At 72.1% G+C, this 21,815-nt stretch carries 18 protein-coding genes; 10 read left to right on the top strand and 8 right to left on the bottom strand.

Features of this window, described 5'->3' with window-relative positions; genetic code table 11:
* Positions 1–2: 2 nt before the first annotated feature.
* Both GTY96_RS26230 and GTY96_RS26225 read right to left on the bottom strand, forming a co-directional pair.
* Positions 3–1,658: a DUF4135 domain-containing protein gene (locus GTY96_RS26230; RefSeq protein WP_143902525.1), complete on the bottom strand. Its 1,656-nt coding sequence runs from the start codon at positions 1,656–1,658 to the stop codon at positions 3–5.
* Between the two features lie 9 nt (positions 1,659–1,667).
* A complete protein-coding gene (locus tag GTY96_RS26225; protein ID WP_255442247.1) occupies positions 1,668–2,561 on the bottom strand; it encodes a DUF547 domain-containing protein in 894 nt (297 codons plus the stop codon).
* 108 nt (positions 2,562–2,669) lie between these two features.
* On the opposite strand from GTY96_RS26225, the gene GTY96_RS26220 reads away from it, so the two are divergent.
* Entirely contained in the window at positions 2,670–3,704 is a 1,035-nt protein-coding gene (locus tag GTY96_RS26220; protein WP_143902523.1) for a Rieske 2Fe-2S domain-containing protein, read from the top strand.
* A 50-nt stretch (positions 3,705–3,754) separates the two neighbouring features.
* On the opposite strand, the gene GTY96_RS38380 is transcribed toward GTY96_RS26220, so the two are convergent.
* Both GTY96_RS38380 and GTY96_RS26210 read right to left on the bottom strand, forming a co-directional pair.
* The gene (locus tag GTY96_RS38380) at positions 3,755–3,886 is read right to left on the bottom strand and encodes a hypothetical protein (RefSeq protein WP_268903979.1); all 132 of its coding nucleotides are present in this window, start codon (positions 3,884–3,886) and stop codon (positions 3,755–3,757) included.
* A gap of 222 nt (positions 3,887–4,108) precedes the next feature.
* Positions 4,109–5,494 carry a TolC family protein gene (locus tag GTY96_RS26210; RefSeq protein WP_143902519.1) on the bottom strand — a complete coding sequence of 462 codons (1,386 nt, stop codon included), beginning with the start codon at positions 5,492–5,494 and terminating at the stop codon, positions 4,109–4,111.
* Between the two features lie 202 nt (positions 5,495–5,696).
* Between GTY96_RS26210 and GTY96_RS26205 the strand changes: the two genes are divergently transcribed.
* Positions 5,697–6,182: a MarR family winged helix-turn-helix transcriptional regulator gene (locus tag GTY96_RS26205; RefSeq protein WP_143902517.1), complete on the top strand. Its 486-nt coding sequence runs from the start codon at positions 5,697–5,699 to the stop codon at positions 6,180–6,182.
* A gap of 33 nt (positions 6,183–6,215) precedes the next feature.
* On the opposite strand, the gene GTY96_RS26200 is transcribed toward GTY96_RS26205, so the two are convergent.
* The 4 genes from GTY96_RS26200 to GTY96_RS26185 form a co-directional block, all read right to left on the bottom strand.
* Positions 6,216–7,010, bottom strand: a complete 795-nt coding sequence (locus GTY96_RS26200) for an energy transducer TonB (protein ID WP_143902515.1) — start codon at positions 7,008–7,010, stop codon at positions 6,216–6,218.
* Positions 7,011–7,023: 13 nt separating this feature from the next.
* The gene (locus tag GTY96_RS26195) at positions 7,024–7,461 is read right to left on the bottom strand and encodes an ExbD/TolR family protein (protein WP_143902513.1); all 438 of its coding nucleotides are present in this window, start codon (positions 7,459–7,461) and stop codon (positions 7,024–7,026) included.
* Between the two features lie 3 nt (positions 7,462–7,464).
* A complete protein-coding gene (locus GTY96_RS26190) occupies positions 7,465–8,157 on the bottom strand; it encodes a MotA/TolQ/ExbB proton channel family protein (protein ID WP_143902511.1) in 693 nt (230 codons plus the stop codon).
* Positions 8,158–8,376: 219 nt separating this feature from the next.
* A complete protein-coding gene (locus tag GTY96_RS26185) occupies positions 8,377–9,372 on the bottom strand; it encodes an aldo/keto reductase family protein (RefSeq protein WP_161666166.1) in 996 nt (331 codons plus the stop codon).
* Positions 9,373–9,528: 156 nt separating this feature from the next.
* Between GTY96_RS26185 and GTY96_RS26180 the strand changes: the two genes are divergently transcribed.
* The 8 genes from GTY96_RS26180 (at position 9,529) to GTY96_RS26145 (ending at position 21,796) form a co-directional block, all read left to right on the top strand.
* A complete protein-coding gene (locus tag GTY96_RS26180; RefSeq protein WP_161666165.1) occupies positions 9,529–11,058 on the top strand; it encodes a hypothetical protein in 1,530 nt (509 codons plus the stop codon).
* Between the two features lie 19 nt (positions 11,059–11,077).
* Entirely contained in the window at positions 11,078–12,076 is a 999-nt protein-coding gene (locus GTY96_RS26175) for an AAA family ATPase (protein ID WP_143902505.1), read from the top strand.
* Entirely contained in the window at positions 12,069–13,844 is a 1,776-nt protein-coding gene (locus GTY96_RS26170) for a hypothetical protein (protein WP_328701012.1), read from the top strand. Before GTY96_RS26175 ends, GTY96_RS26170 begins: the two co-directional genes overlap by 8 nt.
* A complete protein-coding gene (locus GTY96_RS26165; RefSeq protein ID WP_161666164.1) occupies positions 13,841–14,824 on the top strand; it encodes an ABC transporter ATP-binding protein in 984 nt (327 codons plus the stop codon). Before GTY96_RS26170 ends, GTY96_RS26165 begins: the two co-directional genes overlap by 4 nt.
* Positions 14,821–16,338: an ABC transporter permease gene (locus GTY96_RS26160; protein ID WP_161666163.1), complete on the top strand. Its 1,518-nt coding sequence runs from the start codon at positions 14,821–14,823 to the stop codon at positions 16,336–16,338. Before GTY96_RS26165 ends, GTY96_RS26160 begins: the two co-directional genes overlap by 4 nt.
* 8 nt (positions 16,339–16,346) lie before the next feature.
* Complete coding sequence (locus GTY96_RS26155) at positions 16,347–17,195, top strand: DUF58 domain-containing protein (protein ID WP_201756401.1); 849 nt, start codon at positions 16,347–16,349, stop codon at positions 17,193–17,195.
* Positions 17,196–17,321: 126 nt separating this feature from the next.
* Positions 17,322–19,055: a vWA domain-containing protein gene (locus GTY96_RS26150; protein WP_161666161.1), complete on the top strand. Its 1,734-nt coding sequence runs from the start codon at positions 17,322–17,324 to the stop codon at positions 19,053–19,055.
* Positions 19,052–21,796: a VWA domain-containing protein gene (locus GTY96_RS26145; protein ID WP_161666160.1), complete on the top strand. Its 2,745-nt coding sequence runs from the start codon at positions 19,052–19,054 to the stop codon at positions 21,794–21,796. The genes GTY96_RS26150 and GTY96_RS26145 overlap by 4 nt, the downstream gene beginning before the upstream one ends.
* Positions 21,797–21,815: the final 19 nt, after the last annotated feature.

Here is a 21,815-nt window from a genome sequence, read left to right as displayed (position 1 = left end):
CTTCAGGTCAACACGCCACATTGCAGCTTGTTCTCCAGGTCGGCCTTCAAGCTCGCCTTGAGGTTCGCGACGCCCTGGGGCGTGCTCAAGCGGTTCATCGCGTTCCAGACCTCCGTCAGGTGCGCCACGGCCACGCCGCCCGCGGTCGCGGTGCCGTAGGTGACGCCGAGCGTCCCCGTCGGGTCGTAGAGCACCTGACGGCTGTGCGGCTGGAACAGGGCGCCGGGCACCGCGTTGTACTTGCCGCCGTACCACCGCAGCCAGTCGTCGAAGGCGAGGTGGGGCGCCTGGGCATCCGTCTCCAGGTTCCCGACGAGGTACCGCTTCACGCCGTTGACGTGCAGGCTGCACATGTCCGACGTGTTGAGGATGACCCGCGCGACGGGCTTGACCGCGTACATGAGGCCAATCCACTTGTGCACGCGCGCGAGGCGCAGCGAGATGCGATCCACCATCTCCCGGATGCCGTGCAGGAGGACGTTCGGGTACGTGGCCCCGCCCACCCAGGCCCCCTGCGCCCCTGACTTGAAGCCCGCGTTGATCTCCGTGGGGTCGTAGGGCCCGGAGATCTTCGAGACCTCCCAGGCGCCCCGGTAGATCTCCGCGGAGAAGACGCCGCCCACGTTGCTGTACTGCTGCGGGTGGATGTCCAGGACCCGGTGCAGCGACGAGTGGTCGAGCGTCCCCACGCCCTGTCCCGGATAGGAGAACCCCATCTCCGCGTCGATGAGGAAGGGCCCGTCCGCGGTGGCCATCACGTTCTCCTCATGGAGGTCCGTGATGCCGAAGAGGCCCGCCACCGTGATGAGCCGCCCCAGCTTCCGGAAGTAGGGCCCCTGGTCGTTGACGGCGATGATGTTCGCCTTGGCGACCATCTGCATGTAGCCGTACTCGCCCTGCCGGTGCGGCATCGCGACGATGCGGATCGCCGGCAGCTCCGGGTCCAGGGCCGTGAAGAGGCTGTCGGTGTGGGGGAAGAGCGCGGGGTAGTGCCCGTGGCAGACCTGGAACGAGGTCGGGTCGCCCATCAGCAGCAGCTGGAACGTCAGGTCCGAAGGCTTGTAGACGGTCCGCCGTCCGTCGGAGAAGCGCAGCAGCACCACGCGGTGCCCGGTGCGGTGCGGGTCGCTGCCGGTGACGGTCAGCCCGTTCAGCGTGCCCGTGATGCCGAAGGCGCGGTTCAGCAGGCTCCGGTCCCGCTGGACGCGGGCGAGCAGGTCCGACCCGAACTGCACGTGGCCCGCCACCACCCGTTTGATCAACGCCCAGACGCGGTCCGTCACCGTCTCCGCGAGCGTCGTCACGGTGCCCAGCAGCCCGCGCGCGATGCTCCAGGCCGCGCTCCGGCCCCGGCCGGAGCGGACGTTGTCGACGATGCCCCACTCGCCGCGCCCGGACTGGATGGCCGCGCACAGGCAGGGGCCGTACAGGTCCACCGCCGCCCGCATGAGGAAGTTCGAACCCAGGAGCACCGGCAGCAGGCTGCCCGTCCCCTGGATGCCGCAGCTCGCCTCCAGGTCCCCCACCAACATTTGGAGCGCCTCCTTGACGAACGGCTTCGCCACGTTCGGGGTGGGCGTGGCGCCTCCGGAGATCATCGACGTCAGCAGGAACTGCGAGGCGTCATTCAGCGCGGTGGTGATCTGGGCGTCGTACATGAAGGGAGCTCAGGGACGTCGAGGAGTCGATGCGTCGGGGAGCGAGGTGTCCTCGGGCATGAAGGCGGTGGGGCAGGCGTCCAGCTTGGAGCCGCAGGCGCGGTCCAGGTCGCCTCGCGTGTCGCAGCCCGGGCGCTCCTCGCAGCTGTCCGGCAGGAAGGCCCACACGAACTGGAGCACGTTGCCGCCCCGGCCCTCCGGCAGGGCCGCGAGGAAGTCCTGCCGCCGGGTCTCGAACAGCCGGGCCAGGTGCACGGTCTTGTCCACCAGCCGCACGTGGCGCGCATCCTCCATGTAGCGGCGGCTGGCGTCGTTGAGCTGCGCGTCCAGGAAGTCCGGCTGGTACGGCGCACCATCCAACCGGGGCCCGCCGCGCGTCCCCCGGAAGAGGGCGAAGTGCACGCGCGGGTCGGCGTACTCGCCAAACAGGATGCGCTGTTCAATCGCCCACGGCGTCAGGAGCTCGCCGCCCACCGGCCACGCATGGCCCCAGTAGAAGCGGCCGAACCACTGCGCCTCCGCGCCCTCCGGGTAGCGCTCCACCAGCTGCTGGAGCACCAGCGCGTTGTACGCGTTGATCCAGTACGCCAGCCCGTCCTCGGGCAAGGGGAACAGGTCCGGCCGGTTGTGCGGCGACACCGCCGCCAGCGCCGCGATGAACCGCTCCAGCGCCGCGCGCTCGCTCCGAAGGCCCTCGAAGTCCAGGTCCCCGCTGGGACGCACGTTGTGGCTCAGGGTTCGCGCGTAGTCGTCGGAGACGAAGGGCCCGTCCGCCGCGGGCACCGGCGCCGGAAGTGCGCCCCGCACGTACAACACCGCTCCGGTGACGAGCGTCACCAGCAGGGCGAGGGCCACCCCGGCGAACCAGCGCGCGCGGTGTCGGGAGGGGACGGGAGCATTCACGGCCGGGCAGTCTATTCCACCCGCGACGTCTCCCACCGGCGTCGACCCGTTCGAGCCCGAGCAGACCCACCGGGGTCAGCGGCGACAGGCCGCTATACTGCCGCGCTCATGGAGCCTACCCCCGACGTCGTCCGGCACTTCCATCCGGTGCTCCCCTCCCGTCAGCTCCGCCGCCAGCCCGTCCGAGTGGAACTGGCGGGTCACGCCTACGCGCTCTTCCGGGATGCCAGCGGCCGGGCCGCGGCCCTGGCGGACGCGTGTCCCCACCGCTTCGCGCCGCTGTCGCGCGGCACGGTGACGAAGGAGGGGCAGCTCCAGTGCCCGTACCATGGCTGGCGCTTCGACGCGCGGGGGCAGGGCTTCAACCCCAGCCAGCCGGAGCTGCGCCACTGCGACGCGAAGAGCTTCCAGGTGGTGGAGCGCCACGGCTACCTCTGGCTCGCGAACGTGGAGACGCCCGTGTCCGCGATGCCCACGCTCGCGGACGACAGCTACGTCTTCGGTGGCACCTTCTCCACGCTGTTCCAGGCGCCGCTGCACGTGGCGCTCGACAACTTCAGCGAGGACGAGCACACGCCCTTCGTCCACACCCGGCTGGGGTGGGGCGGCGAGCAGACGGGGGCGGTGGAGTTCGACGCGCACAACCACGACGACCGCACGGAGGTGCACTACCGGGCCCCGCAGCGGCCCGCGCCCGTCATGCGCCTGCTCGGGGTGGGCCGTGGGGACGTCTTCCACAACGACTGGGTGACGCGGTTCGACCCGGTGCGCAGCGCCTACACCATCCGCTGGACGACGCCTGACGGCAGGCCGCGCCCCTTCATCACGCAGGCGCACATCTTCTTCGTGCCGGAGACGGCGCGCACCACGCGCCTGCACGTCTTCTCCTTCCTGCGCACGGAGGTGTCCGCGCTCAGGCCCTTCCTCCCGGTGGCGGCGAAGGCCGCGCTGGGCCTCACCTGGTGGGAGGTGCGCGACGACGCGCGCTTCATCTCCACCGTGGCGGACACGCCCTACAGCCACAAGGGCATGCGGCTGGACAAGTTCGACAAGCCGCTGGTGCACCAGCGCAAGCTCATGGAGCGCATCTACTACGCGCACGAGCCGGAGCTGCGCCGCGTCCACGATGCCACGGGCACCTAACCTGGGGTGCGCCGGGGCATCGCGAGGACCGGGCTCGGCCGCGCGGGCCGTCAGTGCATCGGCGCGGGCTCCTCTCGGATGGGCACCGACTCCCCGGCCTGCGCTTCGAAGGCGTTGCAGCCGCTGTCGCCGGAGACGACGAGCGCGAACTTCTTGAGCTCGGATTGGTTGCAGCCCTGCACCGCTTCGTCGCTCGGCTCGTCGCTGTTGCCGGCGAAGAAGCGACAGTTCTTGCAGTTGCCCTAGGATGCATCCGCCATGATTCCCTCCTCGTGGAAGCGGGTCCTGAGAGGAGGGTGGGGCCTGCGGCGGGCCCCTACAACGCGCGACCTGCTTCCCGCCCGGGAGGGCAGGGGACCCGGCGCCCCCGCGAGGGACGCCGGGAATTTCCCTTCACCCCGGTGCTACTGCTGGGGCGCGGGCTGCTGCGGGGCCGGCTGCTCCTGCGCCGGCTGCTCCTGCGGCATCGCGCCGGCGCCGGGCTTCTCTCCCAGGGCGGCGGCGTCCTTGCGCACCGAACCGGACTCGAAGGAGCCCAGCGAGTTGAGCAGGCGCAGCGCGGCCAGGGACGCCTGGAGGCGCTCGGACACGAAGCCCACCTCCGCGTTGGTGAGCGCGGTGTTGGAGTCCGCGACCTCCAGGTAGGTGGCGACGCCCGCCTTGAAGCTCACGTCGGTGAGGCGGCTGGACTCGCGCGCCAGGCTCAGGGCCTCCTCGGCCTTGGAGCGGTTGGCCAGCGCGTTCTCCAGGTCCAGCTTGGAGCGCCGCACCTCTTCCTTCACGCGGGCCTGGGCCAGCGCCTGGGTGACGGTGGCTTCGCGCACGCGCGACGACGCCTCGGAGAGGTTGGCCTCACGCAGGCCGCCGTCGAACAGCGTCCAGCTGGCGCCGAAGGTGATGGCCCACGTCTCGTTCTGCCCGGTGAAGCCCGCCGCGTTCGCGATGCGGTAGGCGCCCGTGACGCCCAGCGTGGGCAGGTAGCTCAGGATGACGCCCGTCTTGTTGATGCGGCTGAGCTTCAGCCCGACCTCGGAGGCCTGCACATCCGAGCGATCCTGCAGCGCCTGGTTCACCAGCGCCTCCGGCGACGCCTGCGCCGGCACCTGCGGCTCCGGCGGCGCGGCCAGCTCGAACTCCGGCTCGCGCTGGATGAGCGTGCCCAGCGCCAGCTTCAGGCCCGCGAGCGCGTTCTTCGCGCGCACCAGGTCCTGCTCCGCGCGCGAGCGGTCCAGCTGCGCGCGCAAGAGCGCCACGCGCGTCACCGTGCCCGCGTCGAACCGGGCCTGGGTGTCCTTCTCCCGCGCCTGGTTCAGCTCCAGCAGCCGCTCCTGGGCGCGCAGCGCTTCCTGCTGCGCCGCGGCGCCGTAGTACGCCTGCGCCACGCCGAAGAGCACCTGTCGGCGCGCCGTCTGCGTGTTGAGCTCCGCCAGCTTCACCGACTTGTACGACGCCGCGATGCCCGCCCACAGCTGGGGCGCGATGATGGCCTGCCGCACCTCCGCCTGCGCGCCCTGCTGGATGAGCGGCTGGATGGTGATGTCCACCGGCGCGATGACTCCCGCCGGGATGATGGCCGCCACGTTGTTGCGCGTGATGGACGCGCCCACGCTGATGTTCGGCAGGTAGCCCGACCATGCCTTGCGCGTCGCGAGCGATGCCTGCTCGAAGCGCTCCTGGGCGATCTTCAAATCGAGGTTCTGCTGGCGGGCGGACTCCAGTGCCTCATCCAGCGTCAGTACAGGCGCCGCGGCCAGGGAGGCCGACAGGGACAGCGCCAGAAGGGTACTCATACCGCGTCCTCCTCACCGGCTCGCGGGAGCGCGCGCCGGACCCGTCCAATGGACGACTGCTGCGATGCGTCCTCTACCCGACCCCGGAGTCCCTTGAAAGTACTCCGCACTGCCGGATGTTGGAATATGCGGAATGTAGTACCGGTCAATGGTTGATGGTGTCAATTGTTTATGTAGGTCCGGTGAATTAACATGAAGAACCATGAACGGATTCAGCGACGGTCCTAGCGAGCAGGTGGTGCGTCGGCCGGTGGCGGACGGCGGTGAGGGCGACGGAGGCGGGCTTCCCCAGCAGGCGTGGACGCTCCTGTTCGAGCTCTTGCACACCCACATGCGCAACTTCCCGGCCCTGGCGGCGGAGTTCGACCTGTCGCCGGTGCAGGCGCACGTGCTGAGGCAGCTGGGCGAGGGGGCGCTCGCGATGAGCACGCTCGCCAACTACCTGTCGTGCGACGCGTCCAACGTGACGGGGCTGGTGGACCGGCTGGAGGCGCGCGGCCTGGTGGAGCGCAAGAGCAGCGAGCAGGACCGGCGGGTGAAGATGCTGGTGCTGACGGAGGCGGGCGCGGAGGTGCGCGGCCGGCTGATGGCGCGGCTGAGCGCGCCGCCGCCGCTCATCGCGGCGATGTCGGACGAGGACCTGACGGCGCTGCGCGACATCATGCGCCGCGCGCTCAAGACGCAGTAGCACGCGGGCGCCCGTGCCTCGGGCGCCGCGGGGTCAATCCAGCAGGAACGTGTACGAGTACTTCATCTCCGTGGCCACCGCCTCGCCGCCCTTGATGGCAGGCTTGAAGCGGAAGCGGCGGATGGCGTCGCGCGCGGCCTCGTTGAGTCCGTAGCCGGGTCCGGAGAGGACCTTCACGTTGCTCACCTTGCCGTCCGCGTCGATGGTGATGGACAGCGTGACGGTGCCCTCGATGCCCGCGCGGCGCGCCTCGTCCGGATAGGGGATCTTCACCTCGGACGCGACGGTGGGCTCGGAGTCCACCTGGTAGACGGGCACGTACTTCGGCGCGGAGTAGCCCTTCACGTCCTGGGGGTCCTTCGCGGTGCCGTTGGCCTTGCCGTAGGCCGTGTTGCCCACGGGCGCGGCGAAGGAGCCCGCGCTGGTGGTGGACGACATGGTCATGCCCACGACGAGCGGCGGGGGCTTGGCGGACGGCTCCGGCGGCGGCGTGTTGTTGGGCGGCGGCGGCGCCTCCGACGGGGGCGGGGGCTTGGGTGCCTCCGCGACCTTCACGGGCGGCGGCTTCACCGGCTTCACCTTCGGGGGCGGGGGAGGCTTGGGCTCCTCCTTCTTCTCCTCCGGAGGCGGCGGGGGCGGCGGCTTCTGCACGTCCACCATGACCAGCTCCACCGGGCGCTGGACGGCCGCGTGCTGCCTGCCCTCCATGGTGGAGAGGAAGCCGAAGCCCACGCCGTGCAGCGCGAGCGACACGAAGAGGAACAGGAGCACGAACCGCGTGGAGCGGTCGCGCTGGGGAAGGGAGGGGTCGAGGACCGCCGGGTTCATCACGCGGGCCTCGTCAGGGCGTGGCGGGCGCGGCCCGGGCGGGGGCCGCGTCCTTCTCGATGTTGAGGGCGAACTTCGCGATGCCCTGGCCCTTCACCACGTCGATGAGGCGCATCACGCGGCCGTAGGCGAGCGTCTGGTCCGCGCTGATGATGGCGCGCGTGTCCTTGTCCTTGGCGACGGCCTCCACCACGCGGCGGGACAGGTCCGCCTCCGTGACCTCCGCGCCGTCGAAGTAGAGCTTGCCCTCCTTGTCGAGGACGACGTTGACCAGCCCCTGCACCGTCTCTCCGCCGTTGGCGGCGCGGGGCAGGTCCACCTCCACCGTCTCGCGGACGATGAAGTTGGCGGTGACCATGAAGATGATGAGCAGCACCAGCACCACGTCCACCAGGGGGGTGACGTTGATGCCGGAGATTTCCTCGTCGCCGTCGTTCGCGCCGCCGGCCATGGGCTAGTTGCTCCCCGCCGCGCCCGGCTTGCGCGCCTTCATGGCGCCCACGAGCGCGTGGCCCAGGGACGTGGTGCGGCTGGTGAGCGTCTTCAGCTGGCGGTTGAAGATGTTGAAGGCGACGACGGCGGGGATGGCCACCGCGAGGCCCACGGCGGTGGCGACGAGCGCCTCGGAGATGCCGGCCATCACGGTCTGCTGGATGGCGCCGCCCTTGGCGTTGAGCGCGCCCAGGTCGTTGAAGGCCTTGATGATGCCCAGCACCGTGCCGAACAGGCCGATGAACGGGGCGTTGTTGCCCAGGGTGCCCAGCACGGAGAGGAAGCGCTCGTACTGGGGGCGCTCGCGGGCGACGGTGGACGCGATGACCTGCTCCACGGTGTCGGGGCCCTGGTGCGCGGAGGCCAGGGCCTCGCGGATGACGGCGGCCTCCATGCCCTTCTGGTTCTTCACCTCGCTGGCCACGGCGTCGAACTCGCCGCGCGCCAGCCGCACCGCCAGCGCCTCCGAGTTGGGCAGCCGGTGGCGCGAGAAGTAGACGGCGCGCTCCAGCATCACCGCGATGGAGAAGATGGACAGCGACACCAGCAGCCAGAGCACCCACTCGGCGCTGCCCAGCGTCACCCCGAGCAGCTTGCTGCTCAACCAGCCGATTTCGGGTTGGGCCGCCTGGGCCAGGAGGAAGGAGGACGTCATGTGGGAGATGCCCGGTTCAAGAGTGGGACCGCGTAACGCGCGGGGCACTCTCTTGTTCCCGCCGACTCAAAAGTCAAATGGAACAGGCGGAGTTCACGGCTGCGTGGCGGTCCAGTGGACGGGCGTGGCGGGCGGAGGGCGCGGATGTCGGATGGCGGGCACCGGCCGGGACGGGCGGGCATGGGAGGGCCCGTCCCGGGAGGGTCGCCGGGGATGCGCTCAGGGCCGGCGGCTGGGGCTGGTGGTCTGCGCGGGGTCTCGCTCCACGACGGGGTCGAGGATGGCGTCGATGCGGCGCAGGAGGGCCGCGTCGAGCTTCACGCCGGAGGCCTTCACGTTGTCCAGCACCTGCTCCGGCCGGGTGGCGCCGATGATGGCGGAGGCGACGCTCTTGTTCTGGAGCACCCACGCGACGGAGAGCTGCGCGAGGGACAGTCCGGCCTCCTGGGCCAGGGGCTTGAGCTGCTGGACGCGGGTGAGCACGTCGTCGGTCATGAAGCTGGTCATGAACATCGCGCCCTGCTGGGTGGCGGCGCGGGTGTTCGCGGGCGGGGGCTGGCCGGGGAGGTACTTGCCGGTGAGGACGCCCTTGGCGAGCGGGGACCAGACAATCTGGCCCAGGCCCTCCGCGTCGGACGTGGGGATGACCTTGGACTCGATGACCCGCCAGAGCATGGAGTACTGGGGCTGGTTGGAGATGAAGGGCACGCGCAGCTCGCGGGCGAGCTTCGCGCCGGCGGCAATCTGCTCGGCGGTCCATTCGGAGACGCCGATGTAGAGGGCCTTGCCCTGGCGGACGATGTCCGCGAAGGCGAGCATGGTTTCTTCCAGGGGCGTCTCCGCGTCGAAGCGGTGGGCCTGGTAGAGGTCCACGTAGTCCGTCTGGAGGCGGCGCAGCGAGCCGTGGATGGACTCGATGATGTGCTTGCGCGACAGGCCGCGGTCGTTCTGGCCGGGGCCGGTGGGCCAGTAGACCTTGGTGAAGAGCTCATAGCCTTCGCGGCGCTGGCCCTTGAGGGCGCGGCCGAGCACGGCCTCCGCCTTGGTGCCGGCGTAGACGTCGGCGGTGTCGAAGGTGGTGATGCCCGTGTCGAGCGCGGCCTTCACGCACGCGACCGCGGCGTCCTCTTCCACCTGGGAACCGTGCGTGAGCCAGTTGCCAAAGGAGATCTCACTGACCTTCAGGCCGCTGCGACCAAGGAATCGGAAGTTCATGGGGCGGGCAGACTAACCGCCGGGTCCCGGGCTTCGCACGGTTTCGCGGCTTCTTGGCTTCTGGAGTCAGGCGGACGACCGTCCACGGCGGCATTCGACCGTTCCCGCGCGTCGCTTGTGAACGGTGGGCCGGGTATCCGACACTGGCTTTCACGCATGGCCGCCAGTGACGAACGCCGCTTCCAGTCCCTCGTGCTCGCGCCCATCCGGCGCGTGCGGCGGCGCCTCAACGCCGTGGCCTGGACCGGCGCGGGCCTCGCCCCCGTGTGGGCCACCGCCACCGCCTGCGTGCTGTCCCGGCTGCTCCTTCGCGGCGCCGCCGTCTGGGCCGTTCCGCCGCTCGTCGGCGCGGGCCTCGCGTGGTGGTTCGTGCGCGCCCGCTCCCGCGGTGTTTCGCTGGAGTACGCGGCGGTGCTCGCGGACCGCTCCGCCAACGCCGGGGGCCTGCTGCTCACGCGCCTGGAGCGCCCCGTCGGTGAGTGGGAGCTGAGCCTCAACCAGTTCGCCCAGCAGGTGAAGCCTCCGGACGTGCCGTGGCGCAGGCCCGTGGGCGCCTTGCTGGGCGCGCTCGTGTTCCTCGCCATCGGGTTCCTCGTTCCCTTGCCGGCCCCTCGCGCCTCGAACATCAACGCCGCCGCCGCGACCCAGGTCGCCGCCGTGCAGGCCCAGGCCGAAGCCCTGGCCCGCGAGGAGCCCCTGGGCCCCGACGTCGAGGAGGAGCTGCGCCGCCTGTCCGACGAGGTCGCCCAGGGCCGGTTCGACTCCGCGGACTGGGAGGCAGCGGATGCCCTGGAGCAGCGGCTCGCCGAGCGCGCCTCCGCCGCCGCCGCCGAGCTCAACCGCGCCTCCGAGGCCGCCGCCGCACTGGAGGATGCCCTCAACGCCTCGGGCAGCGCCGAGGCCGCCACCCGCGAGCGCGAATCCCTGGAGCAGGCCCTCATGGCCCTGGATGCGCGCGCCAGCGGGAACACCGACCCCACGTCCCCCGCTCCCGGAGAGGAGACCCAGGCGGCACGGCAGGGGTCGCAGGGCCAGGGCGCGGGTGAACAGGACGGCGAGCAGCAGGGCTCGCGGCAGGCTCAAGGCGACGCGTCCCGCGATGCCCAGGCTCGCGCTTCCGCCCAGGCCCGGGCCTCCGGTTCGCCGGATCAGATCGCCGACCTGCGCCGCACGCTGGAACGTCGTCAGCAGTCGCTGGCCCAGCGCTTCGGCCAGGAAAACACCGCGCCGCGGAACCGCGCGGCCCAGGCGAGACGTCCCACCGGGCGGCAACAGTCCGGGCAGGGCCAGGGACAGAAGGGCCAGGGACAAGGCCCGGGGCAGGGCGAAGGACAGGAGGGCGACGGCGAGGGGCAGCAGGGCAGCCAGCATGCGAGCCACGGCGTGAAGCAGGGCAACGGCGCGGGCGTGGCTCGGGGTGGAGAGAGCCAGCCGCTGGTCTTTGGCGGCGAGGCGGAGATGGATCCGGACCGGCTCGCCTTCCAGCCGCTGCCGGAGGGACACGGGGGCGAAGCAGAGGAGCTGTGGGGCCTTCGCGCCGCGGATCCGCGGGCCCGCACGGGTCCGGCGGGCGCCGCGGGGGCGAAGGGCACGGGCGCGAAGGGCGATGCGACGGCGGGACCGACCTCCGGTCCGCTGCTGCCTCGCAACCGCGACCTGGTGAAGCGGTACTTCGGTGGTCCGTAGTCCAGAAGGGGGAAACGACGTGGCAGCGGAGCTTTTGAGTCCCGCCGAAGCACAGGGCGCGGCGGACGTAGCCTCCCGGCTCAAGGCCGGGCTCAATCAGGTGATGCTCGACCAGGAAGGCGTCGTCGAGCAGGTCGTCACGGCGGTGCTCGCCCGGGGCCATGTGCTCCTGGAGGGCCTGCCCGGCCTGGGCAAGACGGAGCTGTGCAAGGCCCTGGCGCGGCTCTTGTCGCTGCCCTTCCGCCGCATCCAGTTCACCCCCGACCTGCTGCCCGGCGACATCACCGGCACCTACGTGCTGGAGGGCGAGGCGCGCCGCGACTTCGTCTTCCGCGAGGGCCCCCTCTTCGCGAGCCTCGTCCTCGCGGACGAGATCAACCGCTCCAGCCCGAAGACGCAGTCCGCGCTGCTGGAGGCCATGCAGGAGCGCTCGGTGACGGTGCTGGGCCAGACCCGGCCCCTGCCGGATCCGTTCTTCGTGCTCGCCACCCAGAACCCCATCGAGCTGGAGGGCACCTATCCGCTGCCCGAAGCGCAGCTCGACCGCTTCCTCTTCCGCATCCTGGTGCCGCCCGTGGGCTCCAAGACGCTGCGCACCCTGCTCACCACGCGCGTGCGCGGCACCCCACCCGCGCTGGAGCCGGTGCTGGACGCGGAGGGACTGTCGCGCCTCTTCACCGCCGTGGATCGCGTGCACCTGCCCGGCCCGGTGGCGGACTTCATCGGCCGGCTGGTGGAGGCGTCCGACCCGCGCCAGCCCTCCGCCCCCGAACCCGTGCGCCGCTTCGTGCGCTTCGGCGCGAGCCCCCGCGCGGCGCTGGCCCTGGCCGCCGCGGGCCGCGCGCGCGCGCTGCTCGGCGGCCGGCCCAACGTGGGCTTCGACGACGTGGTGGCCGCCGCGCCCGCGGCCCTCAACCACCGCCTGGTGCTGGCGTACGAAGCCTCGCTGGAGAAGGTGTCCGCGCCGGACGTGGTGCGTGAGCTGCTCAAGGCCACGCCCGAGGTGCCCCGTGGCTAGGCGGGTGTCGCTGGCGGCGCTCCTCGGCGTCCTGCTCTGGACCGGTCTCCCGGGCGTCCCCGGAGGGACGGAGGCGTTCGCCACCCGGATGGCCGCCGCCAAGGCCGCGGCGGCGACGGCGGTGGAGCCTGCGTCCGAGCCCTCCGGTTCCGGCTATCGCGAGGTGGTGGAGACGCCCGAGACCTTCCCCGACGAGGGGGACCTCAGGGCCACCCTGCGCGCCGCCACGCTGATGCCGAACCGGGGCTACACCCCCATCCAGGTGACGGTGAACAACGTCGGCGGACAGCCGCGACCGGTGCGTCTGTCCATCCACTCGCCGCACGGGCGCGTCACGGAGCGCTCGTTGCAGCTGGGGCCTCGCGAGCGGGTCGTCACCTGGCTCCTGATGCCCGCGGACCTCCAGACAGGACAGCTGGTGATGGAGTCGCCAGAGCTGCCCTCCGCCTCCCATGGCTTCTACCTGGATGGCTACCGGGGCGAGCGGGTGATGGTCCTGGGGGACGTGAAGGCATTCGAGAAGGCGACCGGGCTGGCCCGCGTGGAGCAGAGCGAGGAGCCGCTGGTCGCCACCCGCTTCGTGGAGCCGCGGACCGCGCCGCGCGAGCTGGCGGCGTACAGCGGCTACGAAGCGGTCATGGTGGCGGCGCCCCCGGATCAGGTGCCCGATGACGTCTGGGCGGTGCTGGAGACCTTCGCGGTGAGCGGCGGAAAGCTGGTGCTCGGCCAGCCCCCCAACAATCCGCGCCTGCACTTCCCGTTGCTCAAGGACGCCCAGGCGGAGCTGTCACTCTATGGCTTCGGCTCCGTGCGCCAGTTTCGCGGCTGCCGGACGGAGTCCCAGGGCTGCGGCATGTCCCTCTGGGAGGACGCGGCGCGGTCGCCCGTCATGGTGGCCCCCGCGGGCCCGCCTCCCCGGTGGGAGCGCAACGACCTGCTGCGCGATGGACAGGTGCCGCTGCTCGCGAGCGCGCGCGCGCCCGTGGGCCGCTTCCTGCTGCTCATCTTCCTCTTCACGCTCGCGGTGGGGCCCGGGGGGCTGATGCTCGCTCGCCGCAAGGGGCCGCTCGCGGTGCTCATCGCCGTGCCCACGCTGGCGGCCCTCACCTGCCTGGGGCTGGTGGCGTGGTCGGTGCTGGTGGACGGCTTCGCCGTGCACGCCGCGCGCTACAGCCTCACGCTGCTGGACCGGGAGCGCTCGCGCGCGGTGACAGTGGGCCTCAATGCCTGGTACGCCAACCTCGCCGAGGAGAGCGTGCGCATGCCCGCCTCCAGCGTGCTGTTGGCCCCGCAGGACCCGGAGGACCCGCCGCGCTCCGTGGACTGGACCCAAGGCATGGTCCTGAGGAACAGCTTCCTGCCTTCGCGCACCTACCGCGAGTGGGGAGAGATCGCCGTACTCCCGTCTCGCGCGCGGCTGACGGCGCGCAAGGGCGAGGGCGGCGTCCAGGTGCAGAACGCGCTCGGGGCTCCGCTCCAGGGCGGCACGCTGAAGCTGGATGGACAGCTCTGGGTCCTCCCCGAGCTCGCGGAGGGCGCGGAGGGGCAGGCCGTGCCGCACGTCACGGATGACGAGCCCGTAGGGCTCGTGGACGAGGCGCGCAAGCGCTTCCCAGGCTCGGTGGCGACGATGGAAGCGGAGCTGGACGAGGGCGCCTTCCTGGCTCGGCTGGGCGGACGCGGCTTCACGCCCACGGCGGCGCTGGACGTGGCGTTGGAGGACGCGGTGCACCTGGTGCGCGGTCAGGTCGAGGAGGGGCGGCGATGAGCCTGTTGGAGGTGAGGGGGCTGCGGCGGGACTACGGGGCGCTGCGCGCGGTGGACGACGTGTCGTTCACGCTGGAGGCCGGGAGCATCCTGGGCTTCATCGGGCCCAACGGCGCGGGCAAGAGCACCACGCTGCGCATCCTGGCCACGCTGGACGTGCCCACCGCGGGCACGGTGCTGCTGGACGGCACGTCGCTGGTGGACGCGCCGGACCGGGCCCGGCCGCTCTTGGGTTACATGCCGGACCGCTACGGCACCTATGACGATGTCACCGTGAGGGAGTTCCTGGACTTCTTCGCGCGCGCGTATGGGCTGAAGGGCGCGCAGCGGAGGCAGCGGGTGGACTCGGTGATGGAGTTCACCGGCCTGGGACCGCTCTCGGAGAAGCTGACCACGGAGCTGTCCAAGGGCATGCGCCAGCGCGTGGCCCTGGGGCGCACGCTCCTGCACGACCCTCGGCTGCTGTTGCTGGACGAGCCGGCGGACGGCCTGGATCCGCGCGCGCGCATCGAGCTGCGGGAGCTGCTGCGCGCGCTGGCGGACCAGGGCAAGGCGGTCATCATCTCCAGCCACATCCTCACGGAGCTGGCGGAGATCTGCGACAGCTGCGTCATCATCGAGCAGGGGCGCCTGCTGGCCCAGGGCAAGGTGGAGGACCTGCTGCGCCAGAGCGCGGGCCCGTCGCGCGCGATGGAGCTGACGGTGCGGCTGGCGGCGGGAGCGGAGGGCGAGGCGGTGTGGACGCGCGCGGAGCGGACGCTGCTGGAGCAGCCGCGCGTGAAGGATGTGGCGCGCGAGGGCGGCGCGCTGCGCGTGCGGTTGGAGCTGGAGGCGGACACCGGGCCCGCGCAGGCGGAGGTCGCCGCGGCGGCGCTGCTCGCGGCGCTGGTGGCGCAGGGGCTGCCGGTGTGCGCGTTCAGCCCGCGCGAGCGCAACCTGGAGGATGCGTTCATGACGGTGACGAAGGGGAGGGTGGCGTGAGCACGCAAGCCAGTCCGGCGTCGGGCGCGACCGAGTCCGCCCCTGGGGTTCCCGCGGCGGCGTCCGACCGCTGGGAGAAGTGGGGCGACCGGCTCAACCCGCTGGTGGTGAAGGAGGTGCGGCAGGGGCTGCGCACGCGCGTCTTCTGGGTGAGCTTCGGGCTGCTGCTGTTGGCATGCCTGGTGCTGTCGCTCATCGCGTACGCGAACGTGCATGGCGCGGCGTACTCGCGAGAGGGACGCGCCTACTTCTTCTCCTTCTTCGTGTGCCTGGGGCTGGTGCACTTCGGCGTCATCCCGTTCAACGCGTACCGGTCGCTGGCGCGCGAGCGCGAGGACGAGACGTGGTCCCTGCTGCTGCTCACGGGGTTGGGGCCCCGGCGCATCCTGCGCGGAAAGGTGACGTCGTTCCTGGTGCAGGCGGCGCTGTACGCGTCGGCGGTGGGGCCGTTCCTGCTGTTCAGCTACTTCCTCAACGGCATCGACCTGCCCACCATCCTGATGGTGCTGCTGATGGGTGGGGCGTGGCTGGTGTTCCTCACGCTGGTGTCCGTGTGCGCGGCGACGCTGGCGGACAGCCGGATGGGGCGGGCCTTCGTGCGCTTCGCGCTGGTGGGCGCGCTGGTGGTGACGTTCTTCCAGTCGCTGACGTTCGCCTTCGTGGTGACGCAGGATCGCGGCAGCGGGTTCTCGTTCGACCGGGACTTCTTCCTGGGGCTGGGCGCGGCGTTCTGGGTCCTGCTGTCGGACGGGTGGCTGTTGTTCGAGGCGGCGGTGGCGCGGCTGTCTCTTGTGACGGAGGACTACACGCGCCATCCCCGTCGGGCGCTGGTGGTGCAGACGGTCCTGACGTTCGCGGGCATGGCGGCCGTGTGGTGGTACCTGGACCGGAAGAACGAGGTCCCGGGAGTGGTGGGCCTGTTCGGGGTGCTGCACCTCATCCTCACCGGGCTCTTCACGGCGACGGATGTGGATGGGCAGTCGCGGCCGCTGCGCGCGGGCACTCGGCCCTGGTCGTTGTTCAAGCCCGGGGCGGTGCGTGGCTTTCGACTGGCGGTGTTGCTGCTGATGGGCTGGGCGGCCGCGTGCGTGGCGCTGCTGTGGGTGTCGGAGAGCTCGACCGACAACGTGCGGATGGGCAGGGCGCTGGTGGCGCTGGCGCTCTACGGGGTGCTGTACCTGTCGGTGGCGTTGCTCCTGGGGCGGATGCCGCGCTCCGGGAGGTTCGCGTCGCCGGTGGCGGTCCGGTTGCTCTTCGTGATGGTGGGGGTGATGGGCTCGGGGTTGCCGCCGCTGCTGGCGGTGTTCCTGAACCTGGAAGGGGACGATGCGCTGCTCAACCTGCTCAACCCGGTGATGGGCACCTTCAACTTCGGCCGCCGCGACTGGAGCAGTCCAGATGGCTTCGTGCTGCCGCACTGGCTGCTGCTGTGCATGGGGCTGGTGGCGCTCCTGGCGGCGTTCGCCGCGGACCGGGTGCTGGTCGAACGCGAGCGCCGGGCCCACGCGCCGTGAGTGCCCGGTTGGACGAAGCGGAGGTGGCGCGGCTGGCACCGGGGTTGGTCCTGGCGCTGCCGCGCGCGCCTCAGCGGGGACGGGTGGGCGAGGTGCGCGCCACGTCCGCGGGCAGCGCGATGGAGCTGCACGACTTCCGCGCGTATCAGCCGGGGGATGACCTGCGGCAACTGGACTGGAACGCGGTGGCGCGCACGGGGGAGCTGGTGTTGCGCGTGCGCCAGGACGAGGTGTCGCCGCGCGTGGAGGTGGTGCTGGATGGCTCCCGCAGCATGGGGTTGTCGCCGCGCAAGGCGGCGGGGGCGCGCGAGGTGGCGCTCCTGACGGTGGAGGTCGGGGGGCGGCAGGGGCTGTCGCCGACGGTGTTGTGGGGCGGGGCGCGGTCGGAGCGGGTGCAGGGGCCGGCGTGTCGCTCGGCGCTCAGGGGCGCGGAGTTCGAGGCGCGGGATGATCTGGTGTCCGCATTGGGGCGGCTGCCGCCGTTGCGGCCCTGTGGCGTGCGAGTGGTGGTGAGCGACTTTCTCTTCGAGGCGGACCTGGAGGCGCTGTGCGCGCGGTTGTCGCGTGGGGCGTCGGCGCTGTTCCTGGTGCAGGTGCTGGACGCGGAGGACCTGGAGCCCACGGGCGGTGAGGGCGCGCGGCTGGTGGACGCGGAGAGCGGCGTGGCGTTGGAGGAGCTGCTGACGGATGGAGTGCTGGCCGCCTATGCCCGCCGCTTCGCGGAGCACCAGCGCGCGTTGCGGCGCGCGGCGGCGCGGGCGCGGGGGGCGCTGCTCACGGTGAACGCGGCGGATGGCCTGCGGGCACAGGTGGCGGGGCCGCTGCGCTCCCTGTTCGTCGCGGGGGGCGGGGCGTGAGCTTCGGGCTTCCGTGGGGCTTGGTGGAGCAGCGCGCGTTGTTCGTCGCGGGGGGCGGGGCGTGAGCTTCGGGCTTCCGTGGAGACTGGTGGAGCAGCGCGCGTTGTTCGTCGCGGGGGGCGGGGCGTGAGCTTCGGGCTTCCGTGGGGATTGTTGGCGCTGGGCGCGCTGGTGCCACTGGTGGCGGCGTACTTCCTGCGCCGCCGACAGAAGCCGGTGGTGGTCAGCGCATTGTTCCTGTGGCGCACGCCGCGGCCGCGCGCGGAAGGAGGCCCCCGCTGGGAGCGCTTCACCCGCGAGGCCTCGCTGCTGCTGGAGGCGCTCGCGGTGCTGGCCGCGGCGCTGTACCTGGCGGACGTGCGCTGGGGAGAATCCGCTCGCCGCCGGCACCTGGTGCTCGTCGTGGATGGGAGCCTGTCCATGTCCGCGCGGAGTGCGGACGGAAAGACGGTGCTGGAGCACGTGCGCACGGAGGCCGCGAAGCGCGTGGAGGCGGAGGGCGCCACGCAGGTGACGGTGCTGGCGAGCGGCGTGTCCCCCCGTGTCATCGCCGGACCCGAGGCGGATGCCTCGCGTGCCCTGGGAGCGCTGGAGTCCTTCGCGGCTCGCGGACCGGACCACGACGTCACCCCCACGCTCCTGTGGGCTCAGGAGCTGGCCGGGCCCGGCAAGCGCGTGCACTTCTTCACCGACGCGCCGCCCTCGGAGGACACGCTCGTGCCGCCCGCCGTGCGCTGGACGGCGCTGGGCCGCTCCGAAGGCAACGTGGCGCTCGTGTCCGCGCAGCGGCGCGATGAAGGTGGACAGGCCACGGTGACGCTGCGCGTGGCCCGCTTCGGTCGTGGGCCCTCGGAGGTGGAGGCGCGAGTGCGCGCGGCTCCGGGCCCGGGCGCGCGCGAAGGCACCGAGCGCATCGAGCGCATCACGCTGCCGGAAGAGGGCGCCGCGACGGTGCGCCTCACCTTCCGCGAGGCCGGCGACGTGGAGGTGTCCCTGCCGGACGACGCGCTCCCCGAGGACGGACACGTGCGGCTGGCGCCGTCGCCCGTGATACCGGTGGCCGTGGGGCTGACGGAGGGACTGTCGCCCGCGTCGAGACAGGCCCTGGAGCGCTTCCTGGCGGTGTCGCCGGACGTGGCGCGCGGCCCCGCCATCACAGGTGCGCCGGTGCTGTCGGTGGGGCCGGCGAACGCGGAGACGCGGGTGACGCTGGGCGCGGAGGGGCCGCTGCGGACCTTCGTGGGGCCGTTCTTCACGGAGAAGGGCAGCGCGCTGATGGACGACGTGCAGCTCGCGGGCGTGCGGTGGACGGCGGGCGCGAATCCCCCGGGACGTCCGTTGGTGACCGCGGGCGAGGCCGTGCTGGTGTCGGAAGAAGAGGGCGGACGACTGCACCTCAACGTGGACCTGGCGCGCTCCAACCTCCAGCGCACGACGGCCTGGCCGGTGCTGCTGGGCAACGTGGTGCGCGAGGCCCGCCGCCTGCGCGAGGGCTTCCCCCGGCACCAGCTCAACCTGGGCGAAGCGCTGCCCGTGGTGACGGAGGCTGGCGGTCGCTACGCGCTGAACGGACCGTCCGGGCGCAAGCCGGTGTTCGGCGCGGGCGCGTTGAGCCTGCCCGCGCCCATGAGCCCCGGGCGCTACGTGCTGGAGCGGGACGGCACCGACGTGGACTCCGTGGAGGTCCTGGCGCTGGACGCGCGTGAGTCGGACCTGCGCGGCCGGGGCAGCGCCGATGTTGCCGCGAAGGAGACCGGCGAGGACGCGGCGGGGAGCGGCGCCCAGGAGCGCGCCCGCTGGCCACTGGTGGTGCTGCTGGCCGCGCTGCTGGCGGACTTCTACGTCACGAGGAAGGCATGACCTTCACCCTTCCCCAGGCGTGGTTGCTGCTGCTGCCGCTGGGCCTCTTCTTGTGGCGCTACGGCCGGAGGCCCGGGCCGCCCATGGTACTGCGGTGGGGGCTGCTGGTGCTCGGCGTGGGTGCGCTGGCCGGGCCGGAGCTGCGGCTGGCCAACGCGGGCAGCGACGTGGCCGTGGTGGTGGACCGCTCCCGCTCCATGCCGCTGGACGTGGACCGGGTGGCGCAGGAGCTGATTTCGCTGGTGGAGTCGCAGCGCCGGCCGGGCGACCGGGTGGGGGTCATCACCTTCGGTCGTGAGGCGCGGGTGGAGTCCCCGCTGTCGGAGGTGGGCCGGTTCGGCGGCTTCACGCGGCCCGTGGACGCGGAGGCGTCGGACCTGTCGGCCGCGCTGGATGCCGCGGGAGCGCTCATCCCCTCCGAGCGCACGGGCCGGGTGCTGGTCGTCTCCGACGGGCGGGCCACGGGCGCGGATGCTCGGGGCGCGACGCGGCGGCTGGCGGCGCGGGGGATCGCGGTGGACTACCGTCAGGTGTCCCGTCCGGAGCCCGCGCTGGACGTGGCCGTCGTTTCGCTGGACGTGCCCGCCACTGTCTCCGTGCGCGAACCCTTCCAGTTCTCCGCCACGGTGCAGGCCACCTCCGCCGTCACGGGCACCGTGCGCCTGGAGCGCGACGGCCACGTGCTGGTGAAGGGGCCCTTCGACTTCAAGCCCGGGCCGAACCTGCTGCCCCTGCGCGACCTGCTGGAGGAGCCAGGGCTCGTGCACTACCGGCTCACGGTGGAGGTGCCGGGCGACGGCGTTCCAGAGAACGACGTGGGCGCGGGCGTGCTGCGCGTGGAGGGCCCGCCGCGCGTGTTGCTGCTCACGCAGCAGCCTGGCGGCACGCTGGCGAAGGCGCTGGGGGCGACGGGCATGACGCTGGACGTGCGGGCGCCCTTCCATGTGTCACTGGATGCGCTCGACGGCGTCGGCGTGGTGGTGCTGGAGAACGTGGACGCCAACGCCCTGGGCGAGACGGGGTTGAACGCGCTGGCGGACTACGTGGATCAAGCTGGAGGCGGGCTGGTGATGACGGGAGGGCGCTCCAGCTTCGGCGAGGGCGGCTACCGGCGTTCGCCCCTGGAGCCGCTGCTGCCCGTGTCGCTGGAGATGCGCGAGGAGCAGCGGCGCGCGTCGGTGGCGATGAGCGTGCTCATGGATTCGAGCTGCTCCATGGGCGTGCAGGTGCCGGACGGGCGCACGAAGATGGAGCTTGCCGCCGAGGGTGTCACGGCGGCGCTCACGCTGCTCAACGGGGGCGACGAAGCCTCCGTGCACATGGTGGACACGGAGTCGCATGAAATCTTCCCCCTGAGCCCGGTGAGCGACGGCCTGCCGCTGAACCAGGTGGCGCGTGGCTTCAGTGGCGGCGGTGGCATCTACGTGGGCGTGGCCCTGCGCACGGGCCGCAAGGAGATCCTCCGCAGCGACAAGCCCACGAGGCATGTGGTGCTGTTCTCCGACGCGGCGGACTCGGAGGAGCCCGGCGACTACCAGGCGACGCTGGCCGCGCTGCGGGAGGCCAACGTGACGGTGTCCGTCATCGGTCTGGGCACCCCGGCGGACTCGGACGCGGAACTGCTGCGCGACGTGGCCCGGCGGGGCGGGGGACGCATCTACTTCGCCGAGGACGCGATGAGCCTGCCGCGCATCTTCAGCCAGGAGACGCTCGCGGTGGCGCGGGCCACCTTCGTGGATGAGCCCGCGTCCATGGAGGCCGCGCCGGACCTGCCGCTGCTGGGTCCGCTGCCGACGCAGGGGCTGCCGCAGCTGGGCGGCTACAACCTCACGTACTTGAAGCCACGGGCGAACGTGGCGCTGCGCACGTTGGACACCAATGCCGCGCCAGTGCTGGCGCTGTGGCCGCATGGCGCGGGGCGCACGGTGGCGCTCACGGCGGAGGTGGACGGCAAGTACACGGGAGAGCTGCGCGAGTGGCGCGCGCTGCGAGCGACGCTGGAGGCGGTGGTGCGCTGGTCGATGGGCAGCGCCGCGCCGAAGGGGGAGGCGGTGGTGCGCTCGGAGCGTCAGGGCAACCTGCTGCGCGTGACGCTGGACCTGCCGCCGGGCGAACCGATGCCGGGGGCTCTGCCCACGGCGGTGCTGCTGTCGGGAGATGGGCGCTCTGGCGTGGAGAAGCCTCTGCATTGGGAGGACGAGGATCGGCTGGTGGTCGAGTACCCGTTGAGCGGCAGTGGAACGTGGCACCCGGTGGTGAAGTGGGGTGGCCGCGTGCTGAGGGCTCCACCCGTGGCATTGCCGTACGCACCGGAGTTCGAGCCGGGCAGCGCCAGGGAAGGCCTCAAGCTCCTGCGCGCGTTGGCGGCGGTCGGAGGCGGACAGGAGCGGTTGTCGATGACGGGGCTGTTCGCGGAGGCCCCGGAGTCGGAGGGGCGCGTGGCGCTGGCGCCGTGGCTGGTGGTGTGCGCGCTGGCGGTGATGCTTGCGGAAGTGGCCGTGCGCCGGTTCCTCTCCGCGCCCCGCGTGCGGGTCGCCCGGGAGCGGCCCGCGAAGCAAGCCCATGCGCGACGGCCCATGTCCGTCACACCGGGCCCGGAGGCGATGTCCCCCGGCAAGCCGCCCGCACCCGGCCCAGAGGCGCCGCCGGAGCAGAAGTCAGAGCCCGCGAAGGAGCCTGCTGGAGTGGACTCCGCGCTGGAGGCCGCGCGCGCCAGGGCCCGGCGTCGGACGGGGCGCTGAGTCCGGATGTCGGAAGCGC

The sequence above is a fragment of the Corallococcus silvisoli genome, assembly GCF_009909145.1.
Classification (GTDB): Bacteria; Myxococcota; Myxococcia; order Myxococcales; family Myxococcaceae; genus Corallococcus; species Corallococcus silvisoli.
The sequence above is the reverse complement of the archived record's forward strand: the minus strand, read 5'-3'. Positions and strand labels throughout refer to the sequence as shown.

Coding starts and splice junctions, on each gene's coding strand:
- GTY96_RS26200 (WP_143902515.1), bottom strand. CDS start 7,010: ATGAACCCGGCGGTCCTCGACCCCTCCCTTCCCCAGCGCGACCGCTCC.
- GTY96_RS26210 (WP_143902519.1), bottom strand. CDS start 5,494: ATGAGTACCCTTCTGGCGCTGTCCCTGTCGGCCTCCCTGGCCGCGGCG.
- GTY96_RS26185 (WP_161666166.1), bottom strand. CDS start 9,372: ATGAACTTCCGATTCCTTGGTCGCAGCGGCCTGAAGGTCAGTGAGATC.
- GTY96_RS26230 (WP_143902525.1), bottom strand. CDS start 1,658: ATGTACGACGCCCAGATCACCACCGCGCTGAATGACGCCTCGCAGTTC.
- GTY96_RS26220 (WP_143902523.1), top strand. CDS start 2,670: ATGGAGCCTACCCCCGACGTCGTCCGGCACTTCCATCCGGTGCTCCCC.
- GTY96_RS26190 (WP_143902511.1), bottom strand. CDS start 8,157: ATGACGTCCTCCTTCCTCCTGGCCCAGGCGGCCCAACCCGAAATCGGC.
- GTY96_RS26195 (WP_143902513.1), bottom strand. CDS start 7,461: ATGGCCGGCGGCGCGAACGACGGCGACGAGGAAATCTCCGGCATCAAC.
- GTY96_RS26180 (WP_161666165.1), top strand. CDS start 9,529: ATGGCCGCCAGTGACGAACGCCGCTTCCAGTCCCTCGTGCTCGCGCCC.
- GTY96_RS26165 (WP_161666164.1), top strand. CDS start 13,841: ATGAGCCTGTTGGAGGTGAGGGGGCTGCGGCGGGACTACGGGGCGCTG.
- GTY96_RS26145 (WP_161666160.1), top strand. CDS start 19,052: ATGACCTTCACCCTTCCCCAGGCGTGGTTGCTGCTGCTGCCGCTGGGC.
- GTY96_RS26205 (WP_143902517.1), top strand. CDS start 5,697: ATGAACGGATTCAGCGACGGTCCTAGCGAGCAGGTGGTGCGTCGGCCG.